The 21,910-nt window shown below is 37.1% G+C and carries 12 protein-coding genes; 9 read left to right on the plus strand and 3 right to left on the minus strand.

Annotated features, from left to right (window positions below; genetic code table 11):
- The first annotated feature begins 440 nt into the window (after positions 1 to 440).
- The 3 genes from ptsN to rlmN all read left to right on the plus strand — a co-directional run bounded on the left by ptsN (position 441) and on the right by rlmN (position 4,292).
- Positions 441 to 905, plus strand: a complete 465-nt coding sequence (gene ptsN / locus ACFIM1_RS00585) for a PTS IIA-like nitrogen regulatory protein PtsN (RefSeq protein WP_375608993.1) — start codon at positions 441 to 443, stop codon at positions 903 to 905.
- A gap of 1,614 nt (positions 906 to 2,519) precedes the next feature.
- Positions 2,520 to 3,023, plus strand: a complete 504-nt coding sequence (locus ACFIM1_RS00590) for an invasion associated locus B family protein (RefSeq protein ID WP_375606225.1) — start codon at positions 2,520 to 2,522, stop codon at positions 3,021 to 3,023.
- A 42-nt stretch (positions 3,024 to 3,065) separates the two neighbouring features.
- On the plus strand, positions 3,066 to 4,292 hold the full coding sequence (rlmN, locus tag ACFIM1_RS00595; RefSeq protein WP_375608992.1) for a 23S rRNA (adenine(2503)-C(2))-methyltransferase RlmN: 1,227 nt from the start codon (positions 3,066 to 3,068) through the stop codon (positions 4,290 to 4,292).
- Positions 4,293 to 5,096: 804 nt separating this feature from the next.
- Here rlmN and ACFIM1_RS00600 read toward each other — a convergent pair.
- Positions 5,097 to 5,738, minus strand: coding sequence for a LysE family translocator (locus ACFIM1_RS00600; RefSeq protein ID WP_375606111.1), 642 nt, complete (start codon positions 5,736 to 5,738; stop codon positions 5,097 to 5,099).
- Between the two features lie 166 nt (positions 5,739 to 5,904).
- On the opposite strand from ACFIM1_RS00600, the gene ACFIM1_RS00605 reads away from it, so the two are divergent.
- The 6 genes from ACFIM1_RS00605 to trxA all read left to right on the plus strand — a co-directional run bounded on the left by ACFIM1_RS00605 (position 5,905) and on the right by trxA (position 18,234).
- Positions 5,905 to 7,140, plus strand: coding sequence for an argininosuccinate synthase (locus ACFIM1_RS00605; protein WP_375608991.1), 1,236 nt, complete (start codon positions 5,905 to 5,907; stop codon positions 7,138 to 7,140).
- A gap of 373 nt (positions 7,141 to 7,513) precedes the next feature.
- Positions 7,514 to 9,175, plus strand: coding sequence for a lysine--tRNA ligase (locus ACFIM1_RS00610; RefSeq protein ID WP_375608990.1), 1,662 nt, complete (start codon positions 7,514 to 7,516; stop codon positions 9,173 to 9,175).
- Entirely contained in the window at positions 9,175 to 10,749 is a 1,575-nt protein-coding gene (locus ACFIM1_RS00615) for a peptide chain release factor 3 (RefSeq protein WP_375607918.1), read from the plus strand. Before ACFIM1_RS00610 ends, ACFIM1_RS00615 begins: the two co-directional genes overlap by 1 nt.
- 385 nt (positions 10,750 to 11,134) lie before the next feature.
- On the plus strand, positions 11,135 to 14,254 hold the full coding sequence (addB, locus tag ACFIM1_RS00620; RefSeq protein ID WP_375608989.1) for a double-strand break repair protein AddB: 3,120 nt from the start codon (positions 11,135 to 11,137) through the stop codon (positions 14,252 to 14,254).
- Positions 14,255 to 14,256: 2 nt separating this feature from the next.
- Positions 14,257 to 17,733 (plus strand): double-strand break repair helicase AddA, encoded by a 3,477-nt coding sequence (gene addA, locus ACFIM1_RS00625; protein ID WP_375608988.1) that lies wholly within the window; start codon positions 14,257 to 14,259, stop codon positions 17,731 to 17,733.
- 177 nt (positions 17,734 to 17,910) lie between these two features.
- Positions 17,911 to 18,234, plus strand: a complete 324-nt coding sequence (gene trxA / locus ACFIM1_RS00630; protein WP_375606117.1) for a thioredoxin — start codon at positions 17,911 to 17,913, stop codon at positions 18,232 to 18,234.
- Positions 18,235 to 18,902: 668 nt separating this feature from the next.
- Here trxA and tsaE read toward each other — a convergent pair.
- Together tsaE and ACFIM1_RS00640 are read right to left on the minus strand one after the other, a co-directional pair.
- Positions 18,903 to 19,373 carry a tRNA (adenosine(37)-N6)-threonylcarbamoyltransferase complex ATPase subunit type 1 TsaE gene (tsaE, locus tag ACFIM1_RS00635; RefSeq protein ID WP_375606118.1) on the minus strand — a complete coding sequence of 157 codons (471 nt, stop codon included), beginning with the start codon at positions 19,371 to 19,373 and terminating at the stop codon, positions 18,903 to 18,905.
- A gap of 51 nt (positions 19,374 to 19,424) precedes the next feature.
- Positions 19,425 to 21,890, minus strand: a complete 2,466-nt coding sequence (locus tag ACFIM1_RS00640; protein WP_375607923.1) for an ATP-binding protein — start codon at positions 21,888 to 21,890, stop codon at positions 19,425 to 19,427.
- Positions 21,891 to 21,910 lie beyond the last annotated feature (20 nt).

Genomic DNA, 21,910 nt, shown 5'->3' on the forward strand with positions numbered 1-21,910 from the left:
TCTAGAAGCCTTTAGATTGTTGTTATAAGGCAGTGTTAAGCTATACCGTAATTGTATAAAGTAAAGGTCTATTTCGCTCAGTATGTTTCCCCATGTTATTAAGAGCTCGTTAAAAAAAAGAAAAAATTTAATTGGGAATTGTGCATTAACTCTTGTGATAAGTCTAATAAATTTTATCAATAATGACCTTTTCTATTGTCTTAAGGAAATTAATTTTATGAACAATTTCATTTCTTTTTTTTCTCATGCTGTTAATGAGGAGCTAAATATTATTTATTGTTGTGTTAAAAGTGATATGACATGTATTAAACCATCACCCGTTATAAATTGAAAAATAAAAACACATGCAATGATGCATGAAAGTGAAAGAACTTTAAATATCTATACCGTTTATAGGTTTATTGATTGAGCATTTGAGCGTATAAGAGGAAAATTAAAGGATGAATTTGAGTGAGTTAATAGCACCGGAAGCGATCATTCCGGCTCTTAAGGCTAATTCGAAAAAACAAGTTCTACAAATTTTAGCCGAAAAAGCGTCTCAGCTGACAGGTCTTAGTGAGCATGTGATTTTTGATGTTGTTTTGCAACGCGAGAAGCTTGGTTCAACGGGGCTGGGTGGTGGTATTGCAATTCCTCATGGGAAATTACCGGATATTAATCGGATTATTGGTATATTTGCACGTCTTGAAAGTCCTGTTGATTTTGAAGCTCTCGATGACGAACCTATAGATCTCGTTTTTCTCCTTTTGGCACCTGAAAATGCTGGTGCAGATCACTTAAAAGCTTTATCACAGATTGCACGTGTTTTGCGTCATGCTGATGTTGTGCAAAAATTGCGCAATACGCATAATGCCAATGCACTTTATGCTTTATTGATTCAAACTTCAGAATCAAATGCAGCTTAAAAGGTATTATGAGCGTGTAGTTGCGAGGTATGCGCTACAGAGCGTAGGAAATAATATAATTTGCATCTTAAGACTAATAACACAAGGTTGTGTCATGAGATTTAAGAAAATCACTTCTAAGTGAACCTTCTTTTTAAAGAGCAAGCAACAAAAACGAAGGGCTTGTCCTTTCTTGTTCTCGTATATTAAAGCATCTAATTATTATGTTCGTGGATTTTTTCGTCCTATTATACTATAAAAACACTATCATTTCAGATGTGGTAAAATAAAGTATGTAAGTTTCTTTAATATACTAAGTGCTTTTAGAATGTGTGGTAAATATTCTTAAAGCAGGATTTGCTTGTAGAGCCTTGAGTTAACTTAATTTCATGAGTGGGAAAACAAGAGGAGCTGCGCTCGACAAGAATCTAAACTGTTTATAAGCCAAATTGGATTAAGAGTTTTCGTCCTTTGAGGGCGGGGAAGAAATCAGCGGGAAAGTTTATTTGTGCATTGAATTTTTTCGTAAGTTAATTTTGAGTATCTATGGATAATATTATTAAGGTTCAAGCTGAAATAAGGGATATTGCGTCCTTTGTATGAGAGAGGAGAGAGATCAACTATTTTAATAGATATGGTTTAGATGCCAGCTCATACTAAACAATAATTTTGCACGGTAAGAATGAAAATTATAGCTTTGGGTTGAGTGAAAGAGTTTTTGTGTATGGGAAGATTTATTTAAGTGTCTTTAATTGATTGAAATGTTGTGTAAAAAATAATAAGGTTAGAACTGCTGTAGAAAAAAGTTTTATATTTCTTTTTATAAATTACTTAGAAATAAGATAAGGAGACTTACCAAAAGAATTCTTAAGGCGTTTTTTGGTAACAAGCGGAAGAATATTATCTAATATATTAAAATAATACGATTAAGCTATTATAAGCTACTAAAATCATTTTAGAAATTAATAATTGGAGATGAAATATATAGGGAAATAAGATCAAAAGAAACAAAGTTGTATGTGATTATTGAGATAGAATCTAAATTCTTTATGTTTTATTATTAATATCTTGATAATATTTTATTATTTTTACAAGGTCTTTTGAAGGTTGAGAAAAAGTGTTATCGGGACGATATTGAATACGAAATATGAATGCACTATAATGAGTAAAAGGTGGAGTATTTTGCGAACATAAATGTATTGAATGCATAAAGTCGAGAAGTGATATTCGTAAGGCGATTAAGCTTTTTTGCGGGGAGTCCGGGGTATATTTTCAAAATTTTGCATCAGATTGCTTGTGATATAAAGAGTATGGTTTATTTCTTAATAGTGTGATGGTATGTTTTCATCTCGTTTTGAGGTTCTATAGCTTAAAGAAATCGTTTTTTATACAAAAACGAAATAAGTAGCGTAAAATGAAGATGTTATTTTTTAATGTGGTTATTGAATAAGAAGTTTATTTTTTGGTAACTATTAAAAGGTCATAATGAAACGTAGAAATCTATTTTGATTAGTTTGAAAATATTTCGCTTATTGAAGGAATTAGGACAATAACACATGAATATCGAGGAGTTTTTGTTGAATTTTTCCAATGAAGAAAATCTTGTTAGAGACTAAAGAAGTGAGCTAAATGAAGATGTTTGAAAAGACTGTTATTGCTGCATCTGTAATGGTTCTTGTTACAGCAGGAGTGGCATATGCACAAACGCCAAGCCGTTTAAATCAATTTGAAGCGTGGGGAGCCTATTCTTATAAATCGCCCAAAAATACGATTTGCTATGTGTTATCGGTACCTTTGAAGGCTCTTCCAACGACAGTTAATCATGGTGATAACTTTTTCTTGGTTACCAAGCGTTCTCATTCACCTATTTCGTTTGAACCGCAGTTTATGGCTGGTTATTCCCTTCAAGAAGGGTCGAGAGTGACAGTGACCATTGGAGGTAAGGATTTTGATTTTTTCACTAAAGATTCCTCAGCTTGGTTGGCGTCATCAGAGCTAGAAAAGCAGCTTGTTTCTGCTATGCGTGCTGGAAGCAATATGACAGTGAAAGCGATATCAAAACGAGGAACGCATACCACTTATACTTATTCCTTAAAAGGGGTCACTGCTGCATTAAATGCAACTCAAAAGTGCCATTAAGGTTTCGATAACTTCTAAAATAGTGATGTGAATTAGAAAGCAATGGCCATTTCCTATGACCTTAGACCAGTTGGTTCATGTTTTGCACGAAAAACAGATAATGTGGTCGTGAAGGAGAGTTCTAAGCTCTCTTTAATTGGTTTGTCGCAAGACGAAATGATGCAAGCTTTAAAGACAGTTGGTGTACCAGAGCATCAAACGCGTATGCGTGTGCGTCAGCTTTGGCATTGGCTTTATGTACGTGGTGTTTCAAATTTTGATGAGATGCTGAATATTTCTAAAGCAATGCAAGAAACACTTAAGTGTCATTTCTCCATTGCGCGCCCAGAAATTGTTGGAGAACAAATATCAAAAGATGGTACGCGTAAATGGCTCTTACGTTTTCCTGCACGTGGAGCTGGAAGGCCTGTTGAAATTGAAACGGTTTATATTCCTGAAGAAGGGCGTGGTACTTTATGTCTTTCATCGCAAGTAGGGTGTACGTTAACCTGCTCCTTTTGCCATACAGGAACACAGATGCTTGTTCGCAATCTGACTGCAGAAGAAATTTTGGCACAGTTATTGGTTGCACGTGATTGTTTGGGTGATTTTCCTGATAAGAATACTCCTGATGGGGCAATTGTTCCCATTGAAGGGCGCAAAATTACCAATATTGTTATGATGGGAATGGGAGAACCTCTTTATAATTTTGAAGCTGTTAAAAAAGCTTTATTGATTGCTTCTGATGGCGATGGACTTTCTTTATCAAAACGTCGAATTACGCTTTCAACTAGTGGGGTTGTTCCTGGAATTATCCGAACCGGAGAAGAAATAGGTGTTATGTTGGCGATTTCACTCCACGCAGTACACGATACATTAAGGGATATGCTTGTTCCCATTAATAAAAAATATCCGCTTTCTTTACTAATGGATGCTTGCCGTAATTATCCTGGTCTTTCTAATGCAAAGCGAATCACATTTGAATATGTTATGCTAAAAGATATCAATGATAGTTTAGATGATGCAAAGCGATTGATTCAGCTATTGAAAGGGATTCCTGCTAAGATCAATTTAATTCCTTTTAATCCGTGGCCAGGGAGTAACTATCAGTGTTCTGATTGGGATCAAATCGAGCGTTTTGCTGATGTCGTTAATCAAGCGGGTTATGCTTCTCCTATTCGGATACCGCGTGGACGCGATATTTTAGCTGCATGTGGACAGCTTAAATCGGCTTCAGAGCGCTTACGGAAATCTGAACGTTTGCGACTTGAAAATGCTGTTGGTCATTAGTTAATACAATTTTCAGCTATATAGCGAAGCGATATAAAGTCTGTGCTTTTTTGTTTGTAAATTAATATCCAAACCTCGTGCGATAGCATATGTGAGACAGAGATTAAGATTGGATAAGTGCTAGACGAACAGTTTCAGCGTTTATATGCTAAATGGGGTAAGAGATTGTCTATAGTCTGTTTGCATAATCTCTGAAATAAGAAGGAAGCCTAATTTAGAGGGAATATGAAGTCTTAAGGATTGTAACTAATTTCTACCTTATTATCATACTCATTAATTAGGTTTTGTGTCTTTTAAAAGCATCTACGGTAATACCTTTTAAAAAGTGGAGATTGTGCAGTGCCTCATGCTTTTGTTTATTATTCTTCTTAAATAAGATCACGCATCACAAGCAAAACAGAGGATCTAAAATATAAATACCATTGAGTTATCCATTGATATGTTTTTTAAGTATCTCTTAGTGCACTCTTCATATCACGATAATGCTTGTGAGGAGTATAACAAAAAGCTTCTGTGAAATGTATCATACTCCTACACCTTTATGTTTAATAAAGGTGTAAATTGGTACCACCATTCTATTTTTTAGCTCCCAATGTTGTAACAGCTTTTAGTACTTGAGATGGTTTATAAGAGGTGTTTTTATTCTTTTCTTAGATAGTTTTTATCCATACAAAAACTCCAGCTTCTCTTGTGATGTACAAAGGAAAGGTATTGTTTTATTCAAAATAAACAGGTTTGAAATGAAAAAATCTTATAATATTTGTTTTTTTATTTAAATTAAAAGCGATACATTACACTTATAAATCAATGTTTTGTAACCACAAGGAGATGGAGGGCAAAGCTGGTAAAAGTACCTGCAATAAGCCAATCGAGAAAGCGAAGATAAAGAGGGTTCTGTTTAAGGATTTTGGTAAGTTTATGCGCTGTAAAAACGACTGAAATTGTAATGGGGAAAGAAATAGGAATATAAGAGAGTCCTAAAAAGAGCAGCTTTTGTGTTGCCATAGGATCATTTGCATTGATAAATTGTGGTAAGAATGTTGCGTTAAAGAGTATGACTTTAGGATTGAGAAGATTAATTCCAATACCAGCAAGATAGTTACGTTTAGAGCTTTGAGGTTTAGAAGATGTTGGTTCAAAGGAAAGTGTCGGGTTTCTCCTTAATGCTTGAAAGGCAAACCATAAAAGATAAAAGGCGCCAACAATTTTCAGAAAAACAAAAGCGTGTGGCGCAGCAAAAATAAGCGCTGATAAACCAAGTGCTACAGCTGTAACCTGAATGGCAAATCCTGTTGCACTTCCCAAGGCGCACATAATTCCAGCTTTTTTGCTTTGTGTAATGGTTCGTCCTACAGAAAGCATCATATCAGGTCCTGGAATAAGTGCTAAAATCAACGATGCTAAAGCAAATTGTACAACAATAGACCACTCCGGTAGAAATGACACGTCAATCTCCTCTTATTTTTAAGTAATGTTCATTATTTATACTTTGAGGCGTCTTTATTTATGCTTTTTGAGTCTTTTTAATGTTGTTTAAAGAGAATTTATTTTTATATTTCTTGTGTCGTTTTAATTTTTTAGAAAAAAAGAACAATTCGTATAGAGCTTTAGAATGAAAAAGTGGAAAAGTATTAGAAAAGTTGTTTTGGCTTATTCGGGGGGATTGGATACGTCAATTATTCTCAAATGGTTACAAAGTACGCTAGGCGTTGAAGTTGTGACTTTTACAGCAGATTTGGGGCAGGGGGAAGAATTAGAGCTTGCTCGTCGTAAAGCTGAAATGCTAGGTGTTAAAGAAATCTACATTGAAGATTTGCGTGAAGAATTTGTGCGTGATTTTGTTTTTCCGATGTTTCGAGCCAATACCGTTTATGAAGGGACTTATCTTTTAGGAACATCAATTGCACGTCCACTTATTTCAAAACGTCTTATTGAAATTGCTAAGGAAACAGGGGCAGATGCCATTGCTCATGGAGCAACGGGCAAAGGCAATGATCAGGTACGCTTTGAACTTTCTGCTTATGCACTTAATCCTAATATAAAGATTATTGCTCCGTGGCGTGATTGGGATTTTAAGAGTCGGACAGATCTGTTTGAATTTGCGCGTATGCATCAAATTCCTGTAGAAAAAGATAAGCAAGGCGAAGCTCCTTTTTCAGTGGATGCAAATTTATTACATTCTTCATCAGAAGGAAAGATTTTAGAAAATCCAGCACTTCCTGCTCCTGAATATGTCCATATGCGTACTCTTTCGGTGGAAGATGCTCCAGATAAAGCAACCAGAATCACTCTTGGCTTTAAAAAAGGTGATGCTGTTTCAATCAATGGAAAAAATTTATCTCCTGCAACTTTACTTGCAGAACTAAATCATTATGGGCGGGATAATGGTATTGGTCGGTTGGATCTGGTAGAAAATCGCTTTGTAGGTATGAAATCGCGGGGTATTTATGAAACACCAGGGGGGACCATTCTTTTAACGGCTCACAGAGCTATAGAATCTTTAACGTTAGATCGTGGCGCAGCTCATTTAAAAGATGAATTGATGCCACGTTATGCAGAACTCATTTATTATGGATTTTGGTTTTCGCCGGAACGTAAGATGTTGCAGGCAGCGATTGATTTATCTCAAGAACATGTTGAAGGTGAAGTCACGTTAAAGCTTTATAAGGGGAATGTGATTGTTGAAGGGCGCCAAAGTAAAAAATCACTTTATTCCAGTGAGTTGGTAACTTTCGAGGATGATCAAGGTGTTTATGATCAAAGAGATGCGACTGGTTTTATTAAATTAAATGCTCTACGTTTGCGTACATTAGCAAGGCATCATCAAGATGATAAAGAAAAGAAATAGAAAGTTACAGTGACAAGTGTAATGTGGATTAGTGCTTTTGTATGAAATGCCTAGTTTAAGCATTTTTTTGTTGGTTTTTACCGTTCTTTCGTTCAATACTAGAAGCTTATCTTCTGCGCTAATAAATATAATAAGCAAAACCCATGATAATAATAGCAATGAAGGCTTCGATAATCAAAACAAGTCAATTTTGCTTTATAATATTGAATGTTTTTGATTTTTATCAGAACAAAATATGTTTACAGTGAGGGTGGTTTTTGTATTGTGACTTAAGAGTATAAAGAAATTTACATCTTTTTGCTTGCTATTATTGACGAATAAATTCAAGAACCATACACCCTATTTTGGAAGATTATAATTTTTAGGATAAATAATGATGCGTAATCAGTGTGATGCCCTTAGCCTTACGCCTGAATTAAAGGATGCGGCTGCTCAATCGAGAACTTGGCCATTTGAAGAAGCACGTAAGATTATCAAACGGTATGAAAAGACGGGTTACCCAGACAGTATAATATTTGAGACCGGTTATGGACCTTCTGGTTTACCGCATATTGGAACTTTTGGGGAAGTTGCACGTACAACCATGGTGCGTCATGCATTTCATATTCTCACAGAGAATAAAGTAAAAACAAAATTACTTTGTTTTTCTGATGATATGGATGGTTTGCGCAAGGTTCCTGAGAATGTGCCAGATCGCGAGAGGATGGAACATTATCTTGGTCAACCGTTGAGCCGTGTACCTGATCCTTTTGGAGATGATTATCCTTCTTTTGGAGCGGCAAATAATGCGCGGTTACGGGCTTTCCTTGATCGTTTTGGTTTTGATTATGAATTTGCAAGTGCTACGGATTATTACAATTCTGGTCGTTTTGATGAAACACTTTTAAAAATTCTTGCTTGTTATGACAAGGTGATGGCAATTATTTTACCAACATTAGGTGAAGAGCGACAGGCGACCTATTCTCTTTTTTTACCGATTTCTCCTTTTTCTGGAAAAGTATTACAAGTACCAATGATTGCGCGTAATGTTGAAAAAGGGACAGTTACTTATATTGAACCTGAAACAGGAGAAACCATAGAAACAGAGGTTACAGGGGGTAAAGTTAAGTGTCAGTGGAAGGTCGATTGGGCTATGCGTTGGGCAGCGCTTGGCATTGATTATGAAATGGCAGGAAAAGATCTTATCGATTCCACAAATCTTTCTTCTAAAATTTGTAAAGTACTGGGTGGAAAGCCTCCAGAGGGATTTAACTATGAACTCTTTTTAGATGATAAAGGGCAAAAAATTTCCAAATCCAAGGGAAATGGCTTAACCATTGATGAATGGCTTACATATGCTCCAACAGAGAGCTTAGGGCTTTATATGTTTTCAAAGCCCAAGACAGCAAAACGGCTTTATTTTGATGTTATTCCCAAAGCTGTGGATGAATATTATGCGCATCTTTCTGCCTATGGTCGTCAAAGTTGGCAAGAACGGCTCAATAATCCTGTATGGCATATTCATAATGGTTGTCCACCGCAGGTTGATTTACCTGTACCTTTTGCGATGCTTTTAAATTTGGTAAGTGCTTCAAATGCAGAGAATGCAGGGGTTCTTTGGGGTTTTATTTCTCGTTACGCTAAGGGAGCAAATGCGCAAACTTGTCCAGAACTTGATCAATTGGTGAAATTTGCCATTAAATATTTTGATGTTTTTGTTAAACCAAACAAAAAATTTCGTATACCAGATGACAGCGAACGAGCAACATTAGCACAAATTGATGCAAAATTAGCCAATTTGCCTGAAACTGTTGATGGCAACACACTACAAAATACACTTCTTGATGTTGCGCGGTTAACGGAACGCTATCAAGATCATAGCAAAAAAAGCCCTGAAGGTGGGCCTGGCGTTTCCAATGTTTTTTTTCAAATGTTGTATGAGGTCCTTTTAGGACAAGAGAGAGGTCCACGATGGGGATCATTTATAGCGCTTTATGGGATTAATGAAATGCGTGCACTGATTGCTGAAGCACTTGCACGACCTATGGAGGAATAATGGAACGAAGAGTACAGGAAGTAAAGCGGCGCCGTACATTTGCAATTATTGCTCACCCAGATGCTGGGAAAACAACATTGACGGAAAAGCTTTTATTGTTTGGTGGTGCTATTCAACTTGCAGGAGAAGTAAAAGCCAAAAAAGATCGTATTCAAACTCGTTCTGACTGGATGAATATTGAGCGTGATCGTGGTATTTCCGTTGTGACTTCTGTGATGACGTTTGAATATGAAAATCATATTTTTAATCTCCTAGATACCCCAGGCCATGAAGATTTTGCAGACGATACTTATCGCACGCTTACAGCGGTTGACAGTGCTATCATGGTATTGGATGGGGCCCGCGGGATTGAGCCTAGAACACTAAAACTATTTGAAGTGTGTCGGATGCGGGATATTCCTATTGTTACTTTTATCAATAAAATGGATCGTGAGGCGCGTGATCCTATAGAGCTTTTAGATGAAATTGAAGAAAAGCTTGCTCTTGATACCGCCCCCATAACATGGCCCATTGGGACGGGTAAAGATTTCGTTGGGACTTTTGATCTTCATCATAACCGTTTTCGCCAAAAAGATGATGAGATAACCCAGCGGATCGTTTCAAATCCCAGTGAGGTTGTCCATTTACTTCCCCAATATCAACGTTCCACTTTTCTTGAAGGAGTAGAACTCGCTCAAAGTGTTTGCAAGAATTTTGATCTTCAAGCTTTCCGTGAAGGTCATATGACTCCGGTTTATTTTGGTTCAGCTTTACGAAATTTTGGTGTTCGTGATTTGATCAATGCGCTTATTGATTTTGGTCAAAGTCCTCGTGATCAAAGTGCAGATCAGCGCAATATCATAGCAACTGAACCTAAAATGACGGGATTTGTTTTTAAAATTCAAGCGAATATGGACCCTAATCATCGTGATCGTATTGCATTTTTTCGGGTATGTTCGGGAACACTTGAACGTGGTATGAAGACAAAATTGGTCAGAACAGGAAAACCGATGACACTTTCTGCTCCACAATTTTTCTTTGCGCGTTCGCGCCAAATTGCTGATCAAGCCTATGCTGGTGATATCGTAGGGATTCCTAATCATGGAACATTGCGTATTGGTGATACTTTGACTGAAGGAGAAGATATTCTTTTTAAGGGAGTACCCAATTTTGCACCAGAGATTTTGCGTCGTGTTTGTTTGGGTGATCCAATGAAAGCAAAAAAGCTCAGAGAAGCTTTGCAACAAATGGCTGAAGAAGGGGTTGTGCAATTGTTTATTCCTGATGATGGGTCGCCTTCTCTCATTGGTGTTATTGGTGCTTTGCAAATTGATGTTTTAAAAGAGCGATTAAAAATAGAATATTCTTTGCCAGTGAATTTTGAGTCTGCACGCTTTAATTTATGCCGTTGGATTTCAGCGCAGAGCAAAGATGAGTTGCAAAAGTTTCTCAACAATCATCGCTCTGCTCTTGCGTATGATTTAGAAGGTGATCCAGTTTTTTTAGCGGAGAACCATTTTTCATTAAATTATGAAGCAGAAAGAGCTCCTAAGATAAAATTTTCTACTTTTAAAGATTATCAAGTAAGCTCTTAATGTAAAGAAGAATTTTTTATGTAACAATTTGGTTGATAATGATTTTTCATATCGAGTTAGGGATCTGAATATTGTTATTTTTTCTGAAAACAAAAGGAGTATGTAAAGAACACTTTCAGGTTGTATTATATAAAGAAAGAAGTAAATTTATTTATAATATTCAATAAGTTATAATATATTTGTAATTGTAACGTCTTTTAAAATTTTGATATATTTTTTCACAATAGCTTAAGACAAGGTCATATATTTAAGTATTTTGAATGTCAGTTAAAAATCTCCTGTATAAATAGAGCTTTTCAGTTTTTTCTTGTATGAAAATTGTATACAGTCAAAATAAAGCAAATAATCAATAAGATGAAATTTGTTATTCCCAATATGAGATCATATGACTTATAAGCCACGTGTCTTTTCTATATCTTCTGGAACGGCTTTTTTGCCTCACTTTGTTGATGCACTGCTCTCTGGTACCCTTATTGATAATTTTGCTCCCAATGGAGACATTCAAACTGCTCTTGCTGATAGCCTTATTTATGTTCCGACACGTCGTGCTGCGCGCGCTTTGCGTTTAGCTTTTGTTGAAAGAAGTAATACACACTCAACCTTTTTACCAACTATTCGTGCTCTAGGAGATGTCGATGAAGACAGTTTCCTTTTTGTTGAAAATCATACTAGCGCTTTAAATCCGCCTATTGGAGAAAGTGAACGCCTACTGCTTTTAGCGCGCCTTATTCGTCCATGGCGTGAAAATTTACCTGCGCATCTGCGTGCCATGTTTGGTACAGAAGATGTGCTTATTCCAGCTCATAGTGCTGATGCAATTTGGCTTGCTCAAGATTTAGCACACTTGATGGACGAAATTGAAACAGAAGGAGCAGATTGGTCGAAACTTAAAGATATTGCCCCTGACATGGTCGCTGAATGGTGGCAGATAACGCTCGATTTTCTGACTATTGTTACGCAAAATTGGCCACAAATCTTGACAGAAAGACAACGAAGTAATCCCGCTGAATGGCGTAATCAAGCACTCACAATGCATGCAGAGAATTTACGACGTACGCAGCCTGATAAACCGATCATTGCAGCTGGTGTGTCAGGTTCTATTCCTGCAGTTTCTCATCTTTTAAAGGTTATAGCTTCTCTGCCAAAAGGGGCTGTTGTTCTTCCTGGCCTTGATTTTTATATGGATGAAGAACAATGGAATGCATTAAGCACAAGCAATAAAGAAAAAACAGCTTGCGATTTTTTTGATCCTGCAGAAAATATTTTTAGCCATCCTCAATATCATTTAAAAAAACTTCTTTCTCTCATGGGGTGTCAACGTCGCCATGTTTGCGAAATTGGCCAACAAAGTAGCACAAAGAAAAGACGAATGGCTCTTTTATCGGAAGCATTGCGACCTGCTTCTACGACAGATAAATGGATACAAATTGTCCGTGATGATTATGAGGCTCTTTGTGCAGACTGGTCATTTATTGAAGCTATCAATGAACGTGAAGAAGCTCTCGCTATTGCTGTTGCTTTACGCAAAGCTATTGAAGAACCCCAAAAAACCGCAGCTCTTATTACAAATGACCGTAATTTAGCACGCCGTGTTACTGCGGAATTACAACGATTTGGAATTGAAGCAAATGATTCAGGGGGAATACCACTTGCCCAAACATTGCCTGTAACGCTTTTGCGGCTTATCTTAGAAAATGTATTACAACCTGATGATCCCATTGCTTTTCTTTCTCTTCTTAAACATCCCCTTACAACACTCCAACAAAACCGTCATCGTTTACGGGAAATGGCAGAAAATTTTGAACTTTTTGTTCTTCGAGGGAATACAGGGCGCATCAATCTTTGCGAATGTGATCAATTTCTTGAAAAATGGATTGAAACATCTTTTCATAATAGTTCTGAAATCAACGCTCTTGATCAGCAGAAATGTGAAGAAGCACGTTTCCTTTGTCATCTTTTGAGGACAGCTGTTGAACCTTTAACATCTCTTATGAAACAAGAGAAAGAGTGCACCATCAACGAAGCTGCGATAGCAACTGTTGAAGTTTTTGAAAATTTTGGTCGCGATGAGGATAACTCTCTTGCACATCTTTATCAACACGAAGCAGGACAAGCCTTATCAAAGTTCTTACGTGAATTGGTCAGTGATCAATCAGGATTAACATTTCATCTTTGCGAATGGCCTGCTATGTTTTCTGCATTGATCGCAATGCGTTCCGTTACACCTTCTCCTGGAGGACATCCACGTTTATTCATCTGGGGTACTTTGGAATCGCGTTTGCAAACGGTTGATACAGTGGTCATCGGCGGTCTTAATGAAGGGTCATGGCCGATATCAACCCGAAATGATGCTTTTTTATCGCGACCGATGAAAATGATGTTAACTCTGGAGCCACCAGAGCAGCATATTGGTCTTTCCGCGCATGATTTTCAATGGGCGATGGGAATGGATAAAGTGGTGATGAGTCGCGCATTGCGCGTTAATCATACGCCTTCCATTCCTTCACGTTGGCTACAACGCTTAGAAACCGTCGTAGGACAACAAGTTTGGAAACAAATCCGTGCACGAGGTGAAATACTCCTTCATTGGGCAAAGATGCTTGATCATACAAACATGATTTCTGAGGTGAAGCGTCCCTGCCCTGTACCACCTCTTGATATGCGTCCACGTCATTTTTCAGTTACTGAAATAGAAATATTACGGTATGATCCTTATGCCATTTATGCTAAAAAAATCTTAAGGCTCAAACCACTTAAAGCCCTTATTCATAATTCTAGCGCTCCTGAACGTGGAACACTTTATCACGCTATTCTTGCAGATTTTTGCACACAAATAAAAAATCTAAATGCTGCAAATGCATTAGATGTGTTGCTTGCTATTGGACGTAAAGAGTTTGATAAATTCAATTTTCCACCGGATATTGAAGTAATTTGGTGGGATAGTTTTGAAAATCTTGCTCCACGTTTTATTCAATGGGAACAAAGTTTAGGACTGCGAGAGCGATATTCGGAAGTGGTATCACAAAAAATCCCTATAGGAACAACAGGGGTAACCCTTTCAGGACGTGCTGATCGTCTTGATGTTTTGCCAGATAAAACGGTTGAAATTCTAGATTTCAAAACCGGAACCCCTCCTTCATCAAAACAAGTTCGTGAATTATTATTTCCGCAATTGGCTTTAGAAACAGCTTTACTCATACAAGGGGGATTCCCAGATTTTCAAGATTTTACCCCCTCAAATTTATTTTACATTCCTCTTAACAAAAAAGGTGAAATTAAATCCCAATCAATTCTTTTAAAGAAAAAAGACGGAAAAACTCATCTAAATGCTGTTGATCTTGCTAACAATGCATGGGAAAATCTTATCGCACTCATAACTTATTATCAAAATCCACAACAAGGCTATCTTTCACACGCAGTCCCTATGTTAAAACAATATGAAAGTGACTATGATCATCTGGCACGCTTATGGGAATGGTCAAGTGGTTTTCATAAAGAAGAGTAATCATGACGTTTTTTTCTATTCCTGAGGCCGCTCTTGATGCACAAGCAACAGCAACACATCCCCAAAAAAACGTGTGGGTTTCTGCAAATGCAGGATCTGGAAAAACCCATGTTCTAACCGAACGTGTTATCCGTTTGCTTTTAAACGGTACACCTCCAGCACGTATTTTATGCCTTACTTACACGAGAGCCGCCGCTGCTGTTATGCAATCACGAATTTTTCGCACACTCTCCAGCTGGAATGAACTCGATGATGCACAGCTGCAAGAAACCTTAACACGGTTTGAAAATAAACCCGTCAATGCGCAAAAATTAACTTATGCACGACAACTCTTCGCGCGTGCTCTCGAAACACCTGGTGGCTTAAAAATCCAAACGATTCATGCTTTTTGTGAATCTCTTTTGCATCAATTTATGTTAGAAGCCAATATTGCAGGGCATTTTGAACTTCCCGATGATATCAGTCGAAAAAAATTAATACAAGAATCGCGTCGTCAACTTTTAGCGCATCATGATGTGCAACCCGCTTTACAACAGCTGCTTAAGGTTATCAGTGAACATACTTTTAACCAATTGCTGTATGAAGCAGCTGAAAAGCAACATAAACTGTCTGATTTTTTGTCTTCTCTTCTGTCTGAAAATGGAGAAGAAAAATTGCGTGCGCTTTTTAACTTAGCGCCCGATGAAACAACCCAATACCTATTGGAACAAATGCAACAGATTGCGCGCCTTCCTGTTTATGCTCTTAATCATTGTGAAATCAATGGCAGTCAAAGCTTCAAGGATATGGTGGCAAAACTTTCCCAATTAGAAGAGGTACATGATGAGACAAATATTCTCAATAGTATTTCTGATATTTATTTTACAACAAAAGGTGAGCCACGGAATTTCTCAAATTTATCTCGTAAAAAATCAGACGAAATTTGGCCTTTTATTCAACAAATGCTTGAAGATAAACAAAGCGAGCTTTCTATTCTTTTAGAGAAATATCAATGCGCAAAAGTTGCGACCCTCAATATGGCTGCTTTTCAGCTCTGTGCCGTTTATCTCAAAATATATACGAATCTAAAAAAGGCTAATAGCTTCTTAGATTTTGACGACCTTATTGAGCGTACGCTTCATTTGTTACAGCGCAAAGGTGCAAGTCAATGGGTGCATTATAAACTTGATCGTGGGCTTGATCACATTTTACTTGATGAAGCACAAGACACCAACCCCGAGCAATGGCAAATTATTCAATTGTTGGTACAAGAATTTTTTACAGGTCATAGTCAACGTGACAATATACGTACTCTTTTTGCTGTTGGAGATGAAAAACAGTCTATTTATTCCTTTCAGGGCGCTGCACCAGAAAATTTTGCTGCAAATGGGAAAATTATTCAAAAAAAAGCACAACAAGCAAAGCAGAAATTCGAAAAAATACAACTGCATTACTCTTTTCGCTCTACAGCAGATGTTCTTAAAAGCGTTGATCTTGTTTTTGAAACACCAGAAAATTATAAAGGGCTTTCGGCAGAAAATACAAAAACCATACACGAAGCTATCCGTACTCACAGTCCAGGTGAAGTTATTTTATGGGATGCTATTTCTAAAGAAAAAGACGAATTTCCTGATGATTGGCATGTAACTGTTGATCATTTAGATACACCAGCAGTACGTTTGGCAGAAAAAGTTGCTGAAACTATTGCAGGCTGGTTACAAAAAGGAGAAATGCTTCCAGCAAAAGGGCGGTTATTGCGTGCTAGTGATATTATGGTTTTGGTTCGTAAGCGTGATCAATTTGCCCTAGCGCTTTCTCGTGCCCTTAAACAACGCAATATACCTGTTGCTGGTGCAGACCGTTTACAACTTACTAAACATATTAGTATCCGTGATTTAATGGCACTTGCGCGTTTTGTTTTGCAGCCACAAGATGATCTTTCTCTTGCTTGTGTTTTAAAAAGTCCCCTTTTTGCTCTTAGTGAAGAGGAACTCTATCTGCTTGCCGCACACCGCACTGGCTCTCTTTGGCAAAGTTTGTGTACGCATACATCATCGCGGGTATCTTTTAAAGATGCTTTTGAAAAGCTGAACCATTATCGTACTTTAGTGGATAAAATACCAGTCTTCGAATTCTATAGCCATATTCTGAATAATGATAAGGGAAGACAAAAAATTCTGTCTCGTTTAGGATCTGAAGCAAATGACGTGCTCGATGCTTTTATGGATTATACGCTCACTATTCAAAAGACCGGATTACCAGGATTACAAGCTTTTTTAGAAACATTAAGTGCAAGCGAACCAGAAATTAAACGTGAATTTGAACAAAATAATGAAGAAATTCGTATTATGACTGTTCACGCCGCAAAAGGACTAGAGGCTGCTGTTGTGTTTTTAGTTGATCCCGGTAGTGCGATTTGGCACCCTCAGCATGCCCCTCACTTGCTTAAAGTTCCTTTAGATAAGGCACAAGTGAATGGACAACAAGCCTTTATTTGGCGCCCCAATGAAAAGTTTGATACAAAACTTTCTAAACAAGCAATTTCACATTTAAAAGAGCGTGCAGAAGAAGAATATAGGCGCCTTCTTTATGTAGGAATGACACGCGCTGAAGATCGCTTGTTTATTTGTGGATATAAAAGTCAGAAAACGCCATCTCATACATGGTTACAATTGGTAAAAAAAGCTCTTGAACCTCATGCGGTTTCTATAAAAGGCCCTGCGGAAGATATTGCAGCTTGGCGTTATTGCATTACACCGCCTTCTTCTACTTCTATAATCCCCGAAATCGCCTGTTCTGAATGCCAAACTTTACCGCCTTTGCCTGCTTTTTTCTCTCATAAAGTACCAGCAGAACCAATTCTCCCAAAACCGTTAAAACCCTCAGTAGCGAGCCTTTCTATTGAAGCTGATACAGAACCTTCCTCAAGTCCAAAACAATTTACTATTTCACCTGTTTTAGGAGAAACGAACACAAACAGAGCTTTTTCCATTGAATACGGTAATCTCATTCACCGATTGTTACAATATTTACCCGATTGTCCCCCACAAAAACGTCGAGATTATGCTCAAAACTATCTCAATATCAAAGCCTCTCATTGGCATGAGAGCCAAAGAGAAGATGCTCTTTGCCATATTTGGAAAATATTAGATCATGTTTATCTCAACCCCCTTTTTTCTGAGCATTCACGTGCTGAGGTTTCCTTAATGGGCATTGTAAAAATTCGTGGAAAAGAACAAGTAATCTCTGGTCAAATTGACCGTCTCTACATCACGCAAAACAGCATTATCTTTGCCGATTTTAAAACGGGAACCCCACCAGAAAATGAAGCCGCTATTGCTTCCCATCATTGGTTGCAAATGGCTCTTTATCGAAAATTATTGCAAGCTATTCATCCCGATAAAGATATACAAGCTCTGCTTATCTATAGTAAAGAAGCCAAAATTTTCAAACTTTCTCCAGAAAAACTTGAGGCATTTCTTAGTGAAGTTGCCTTATAAGTTAGTCTTTTCCTTGCAAAGCATTTTTACACTTTATTTACTTTCATAAAATCGCTCAAACAAACACAACGCACAATCTCTGATGTAAAAAAGTCCTTTAATAATTTATCTTTGCAATAACTTGATATGAATTGTTATTATACCAATCTGTAAAAAGTGAATATAAAGGATAAATCAATGACGTGTATAAAAGTTGATAAGGATAATTTCGAAAGTGAAGTTCTAACCTCTTCCACCCCTGTTGTGGTTGATTTTTGGGCAGAATGGTGTGGCCCTTGCAAAGTGATTGCTCCAATTTTGGATGAAATTTCAATAGAAATGCAAAATCAAGTTAAAATTGCTAAGGTAAATATTGATGAAAATCCGGAACTGGCTACCCAATACGGAGTACGTTCTATCCCTACATTACTAATGTTTAAAAATGGAAATATTTCATCGAATATGGTTGGCGCTACCTCTAAAGGACGTCTTTCTGAGTGGATAAAAAATGGCCTTAGTTAATGCCATACACAGTAACGATAAAGGAGAGAAATTTTAGTCTCTCCTTTTGATTTTTTTACATTCCTTTTCTGTAATACATTGTAATAGCAATTCAATTAAATCAAAAATTCAAATGATTTTAAGAATCCACACTGTTATACGTAATTCAATAGATCATTTTTTATCAAAAAATTGTCCTGTATGAACAATGTAGGCAATTCCTTGTTTATATGCGTGCCAACGAATATTTAAGTGAATGATATTTTCTTCTTAGATAAGACTATTGAGATAGATAGTGCTTTCAACACATAAAAGGAGATTTTAAGCAAAAACTTTGCAAATTACTTTTTTGAAGCTCACAATTTTTAAGCAGAAAGAAACAAGCAATTCACTACAGGTTATATAATGCTCTTCTAAAGGGTTACCACTTCAATTTAAAATTCTCTTATACTATTCTCTAAAATCAAAATTGTAGGTATCAGATTCTCTAAAATAAATTGATGAATTCCTATAAATTAACGACTGTTCTTTGCAATTTATGTCATTGTTATATGAAAGAGTCAGCATTTCACTTCATCTTCCATGGTTGGTGCCTCCATTGAAGCCTTCTTTATGTTGTCCATCATCTCAAATTTCATAGGTAGTACTGAGGTATTATCAAATTAAAAATGATGATGTCCATGTTTTTTTTAAAATGTACGAATTGCGAAAGACTGTTGCAAACATTCAATGGAATGTTGCGCTGATTTAACTGTTACATGACGCCCATGTTCTTTATAATGTAAGGTGAGTGCAAAAGTGGCAAGCTCTAAAAGAGCTGTATTTCTTTCTGGCCATTCAACAAGTAAAATATTTTTCTCACGAGTTTCATGAAGCCCTAATTCATCAATTTCTTCTGCCATAGAAAGGCGATAAAGATCAGCATGAATAATTTCAAACTTTGGAAGTTGATAGCTTTGCACAAGAGTAAAAGTAGGGCTTGGAACATCCATAGTGTTATCGTTCGCAAGTGTTTGAATGATTGTACGTGCAATGGTTGACTTTCCAGTTCCAAGATCTCCTTGCAGCGTTACAAGATCTCCTGGCTTTAAAGAAAGAGCTAAATTTTGTGAAAAAAGCTTTGTTGCCTCTTCATTTTCAAGAAAAAAACTAAAATTCATTAAAAGTTCCATGAAATGGATGAAAAATTTTTGTTATCATAAAGGTTAAAATTAAAAAATCGTATCTCCTTTGGAGAGTGGGAAAAAACATTTAACTGTTGTTCCTTTTCCAGAACCGGTAAGAATTTCAACATGTCCACCGTGTAGTTCAACGAAACTTTTTACAAGGGAAAGGCCAAGACCCGCTCCCGCACGCCCACCATGGTGTGAATGGGAAGAAAAACGTTTAAAAATACGATCAAGGACATCTTCTGGGATGTCAGAGCCCTGATTGTGAACGCTAAAGACAATGTTATCATCTTGTTCATCAACGCAAAATTCAATAGTACTCGCCTCCGTTGCAAAATTAATAGCATTACTCAGGACATTCACAAAAATTTGATGCAAGCGCTTTTCATCAGCAGAAATAGAATTTAAGGAAGGAGAAATTTGTTGTAAAAGCGTAATATGACGTCCATTAAGGCGATCTTCTACACGTGCTACTGCTTGTATCATAGCATCGGCAATGTTAACCGATTTTATGTCCAACTCCATAATGCCTGCATCAAGGGTAGCAAGATCAAGAATATCGTTAACAATATTTAAAAGAGTTCCTGATTCTGAATGAATGTGTTCAAGATATTCTTGTTGACGTTCATTGATAGAACCGAAAATTTGATCACGTAAAATATCGGAAAATCCAATAATATTGGTGAGAGGTGTGCGTAATTCATAAGAAACATGTTGGACAAATTCATTACGCAAACGATCAGCACTTTCTAATGCTTCATTTTTTTCTTGAAGAGCACGCGCAATATGGACAGTGTCCGTAACATTCACAAAAGTAAGCATCGTTTGTCCATTAGGAAGAGGGACCAGAGTATAGTCAATAATCATATCATTTTTAAGATCTATACGACCTGAAAATGTTTCACGTTTTTCAGCAAAACCGGTAATGAACTTGGTAAATTGATCCCATTCTTGCCCCAAGGTTAAGGCTGAACAATGGCTTTGTAACTGTGTAATATGGGTTCCTTCTACCAGTAAATTATAAGGAAGAGACCACAATTTCGACAAGGCAGGATTCGATAAGCGAAGGCGTCCATCAGTACCAAAAACGACCACACCTTCAGAAAGTTTATCAAGTGTTTCACCTTGTATTTTAATAAGTGTATTATAACGGCGCTCAAGATCAATTTTTTCGGTAAGGTTTTCGTAAAGCCAAGTGACACCTCCTTGTGGATGAGGGTTCGAGACAACACGCACCGTACGCCCATCTGGAAGATTCCAAATTTGTTGGTTCGATTCTGTTTGCCAATAGGCTTTTAAAAGTTCTTCTTTCCATGCGCGCCAATCAGGGTGTTCAGCAATGAGCCCCTTTTCACGTAAACGTTCAAGAAACAATGTATGGCTTGGTTCACTTTCTAAAAAAGAACTCTCCAACGGCCATAAAATTTTGAAAGCGTGATTACAGAATTTTAATTTTTGGTTTGTATCAAAAATGGCTACAGCTGTTGAAATTTGGTCAAGTGTTTCACAATGACTTTGAAGAACATATCTTAATTCATGAGCAAGATTTTCATAGGCGCTGTCATCACGTGCAAAAGCTGCCATCCCTTCAGCTGTTGTAATACGTGTGAGATGAAAACGGTGCCGTTCTCCACCAATAACCGTATGAACATGTTCTTGAAAAATTGTTTCTGTTTCATCTGTTTTGCGTTGTGTATTTTCATTGAAAAGATCCCCCACGTCATCACTGTCTTCACGAAAGTCTGTCATTTCTCTAAAGGCGCGATTGATAAAACAAACTTTTCCTTCACAATCTTTTATCCATACGGGCTCTTGAATAAGATCAAGAAGATTACGCTGCATTCTCAGTTCAGTAAGAAGGCGGGCGATATCTTTCTGTAAACGAGCATTTTCACTCTGTTGTTTTGAGATATCTTGAAAACGAGCAATGGCGACTGTTCCTGCGATGACTCCTGTAACTTGTAGCAGTACATTGTTTGTGGTGGTGATAGAAAGATCAAAAGGGTGACATTTACAACGGAGTTGAGTCAATGCATAATCAAGTTCTCGCAGAGAATTTTCTTCAACCCAGAGCTCAAAACGCTGAAAATCTTTCTGATCGATTCCTATTTTTTGCAATGTGGAAAGAGCACCAACAACATGGGGTAAGGTTGTTGGATTTTCCCAAATAAGAAGGAATTGCTCGGTTTCTTCCAGAAGCCATTCATAATATTTAAGTTTTTCAGAAAAATTTGCCTGAATTATCTTCAAAGGCTTCTGTGCAGTTTTTTTTGCACGCACGGTAACAGCTATACATGAGAGAAGTGAAGCACAAGAAATTCCTCCACACAGCGCTAAAAGCAGCCATGGACCATTCGGCAAAGTGAAGAAAAATGGTAAATAACCTTCCAATGACTGAGAAAAAGCGCATGTTGGAGAAAAAAAGAAAAAAAGGCAAAGTATATACGTATAGATTCGGATCTCTTTTTGAGTTTTTTCTTTGGGGTTATAGTCACCAAAGCTGAGCACGACATCTTTCCCTTTTTTAA

Source organism: Bartonella sp. AC158YNML (assembly GCF_042196725.1).
In the GTDB taxonomy this organism is placed as follows: domain Bacteria; phylum Pseudomonadota; class Alphaproteobacteria; order Rhizobiales; family Rhizobiaceae; genus Bartonella.